A 2,485-nucleotide genomic window follows, 5' to 3' on the forward strand; every position below is an offset into this window, starting at 1 on the left:
CTCGGCCCCGATCTCAACATCACCGCCGGCAATGCCTCGCAGCTGTCGGACGGCGCTGCGGCGAGCGTGCTGATGGAGGAGAAGCTCGCCGAGAAGCGCGGGCTGCAGCCGCTCGGCCGCTATGTCGGGATGGCCGTCGCGGGCACCGAGCCCGACGAGATGGGGATCGGCCCGGTCTTCGCGATCCCGAAGCTGCTCGACCGGTTCAACCTCAAGATGGACGATATCGGGTTGTGGGAGCTCAATGAGGCGTTTGCGGTGCAGGTGCTCTATTGCCGCGACAAGCTCGGCATCCCCAACGAGCTGCTCAACGTCAACGGCGGCGCGATCTCGATCGGTCACCCATACGGCATGTCCGGCGCCCGCATGACCGGCCACGCGCTGATCGAGGGCAAGCGCCGCGGCGCGAAATATGTCGTGGTCACGATGTGCATCGGCGGCGGCATGGGCGCGGCGGGGCTGTTCGAGGTCCTGTAAGCCGCCTGACGGGCGAAAACAAAAAGGCCCCGGCCGTTTGTGCGGTCGGGGCTTCTTATTTCGTCCTTCCCGCGAAGGCGGGAATACATTCGGGCTGGCCTTCCGGCTAAATCGCTACACCGGCGTCAATGGATTCCCGCCTTCGCGGGAAGGACGGAGCAAATAGGGGTTTCGCGAACAGCGCTGCGTCTCAACCGTCATTTCGTTCGCGCCCTGTTCTCCTCGCGCGACTTTCGTGGCAAGGTCGTGCGCGTGTCGGACGCCCCCTCCCCGCGCAAGATCATCCATATCGACATGGACGCCTTTTATGCGTCGGTCGAGCAGCGCGACAACGCCGAGCTGCGCGGGCGCCCCGTCGCCGTGGGCAGCGCGGAAGCGCGCGGCGTCGTCGCGGCGGCGAGCTATGAGGCGCGTGCCTTCGGGGTACGATCGGCGATGCCCTCGATCACCGCACGGCGGCGCTGCCCAGAGTTGGTCTTCGTCCGCCCGCGCTTCGACGTCTATCGCACGATCAGTCACCAGATCCGCGCGATCTTCGCCGATTATACCCCGCTGATCGAGCCGCTGGCGCTCGACGAAGCCTATCTCGACGTCACCGAGGATCTGCGCGGGCTCGGCTCGGCGCGCGCGATCGCGCAGGAAATCCGCGCCCGCATCCGCGCGGAGATCGGTCTCACCGCCTCGGCGGGCGTGAGCTACAACAAGTTCATCGCCAAGCTGGCATCGGACCAGAACAAGCCCGACGGGCTATGCGTGATCCCGCCGGCGAAGGGGCCGTCGTTCGTCGCCGCACTACCGGTCGCGCGTTTCCACGGCGTCGGCCCGGTAACCGCGCGCCGGATGGCGGCGCTGGGGATCGAGACCGGCGAGGACCTGCGCGGGCAATCGCTCGATTTCCTCCGTGCGCATTTCGGCAGCCACGCCGATTATCTCCATAGCGCGGCGCGTGGCGTGGACGAGCGCCCGGTGCGCCCCGACCGTCCCACCAAGTCGATCGGCGCCGAGCGTACCTTCGACCATAATCTCGCCGATCCGGGGGAGATCGCCGCGGCGATCGATCATGTCGCCGAAGCGGCCTGGGAGCGCGTCATGCGCAGCGGCGAGCGCGGCCGCACCGTGACGCTCAAATTCCGCCGCGCCGATTTTCGCACCTTCACCCGCGCGCGCTCGCTGGCCGATCCGGTCGCCGGCCGCGCGCAATTCGCCGCGATCGGCCATTCACTGATGACGCGCGAGCTACCGGTCGAGGGGGGCGTGCGGCTCCTGGGGCTTACGCTCTCCGGCATCCTCGACCCCGAGGAGCGCGATCAGCCGGTGCTGCCGCTGGATTAAAAAACCCGCTCGCCCTAAGCTGGTCGAAGGGCTGCCCTTCTTCCACGGAAGAAAAGTGCAGGGCTTCGGCAGGCTCAGCCCGAACCGGGGTCAGGTCAATCCTCCTCCAGTGCAGCGGCATCGATCCGGCGCAGCATCGTGGTGAACGCCTCCAGTTCCGCCGGGGTGAATCGCGCGAAGACCCGCGCCTCCAGCTCCAGCGCCTTGGGCGCGACGAGCGCATAGAGTTCTCGCCCCGCCGCGCTCAGCGACAACAGGTGCGAGCGCTTGTCGCTCTCGTTCGGCGCGCGTTCGAGCAGCCCACGCCCGACCAAAGCGATCGCGGCGCGGCTCACCGTCACCTTGTCCATCCGCGTCCGCTCGCCGATTTCCGCCTGGGTGATCGCATCGACCTCGGCGATCACCGCCACCAGCCGCCATTCGGGAATCGTCAGCCCGAACATCGATTCATAGGCATGGGCGATCCGGTCGCTCACCAGATTCGAGGTGATCGACAAACGATACGGCAGGAACCGATCGAGCTGTAGGCGATTGGTCATACGGGAACGGTAGCATTTGACACGACTTGCTCAACACGCAATAATAGTTTCAATTGATACCAACCCCTTTGGGAAGACCTGTCATGACCCCCGACAATCCGCTTGGCCTCAACGGTTTCGAGTTCGTCGAATTCACC

At 66.1% G+C, this 2,485-nt stretch carries 3 protein-coding genes; 2 read left to right on the forward strand and 1 reads right to left on the reverse strand.

What is annotated here, in order from left to right; translation table 11 throughout:
- Window positions 1-477: thiolase family protein (locus BGN95_RS24610; protein WP_502688350.1), on the forward strand; the 477-nt coding region annotated here is incomplete at its 5' end.
- A 252-nt stretch (window positions 478-729) separates the two neighbouring features.
- On the forward strand, window positions 730-1,809 hold the full coding sequence (gene dinB / locus BGN95_RS24615; RefSeq protein ID WP_179511370.1) for a DNA polymerase IV: 1,080 nt from the start codon (window positions 730-732) through the stop codon (window positions 1,807-1,809).
- Between the two features lie 95 nt (window positions 1,810-1,904).
- Here dinB and BGN95_RS24620 read toward each other — a convergent pair whose 3' ends face one another.
- Window positions 1,905-2,348: a MarR family winged helix-turn-helix transcriptional regulator gene (locus BGN95_RS24620; protein ID WP_179511369.1), complete on the reverse strand. Its 444-nt coding sequence runs from the start codon at window positions 2,346-2,348 to the stop codon at window positions 1,905-1,907.
- Window positions 2,349-2,485 lie beyond the last annotated feature (137 nt).

Origin of the sequence: Sphingomonas sp. 66-10 (genome assembly GCF_001897045.1) — a bacterium.
GTDB classification, from domain to species: Bacteria; Pseudomonadota; Alphaproteobacteria; order Sphingomonadales; family Sphingomonadaceae; genus Sphingomonas; species Sphingomonas lycopersici.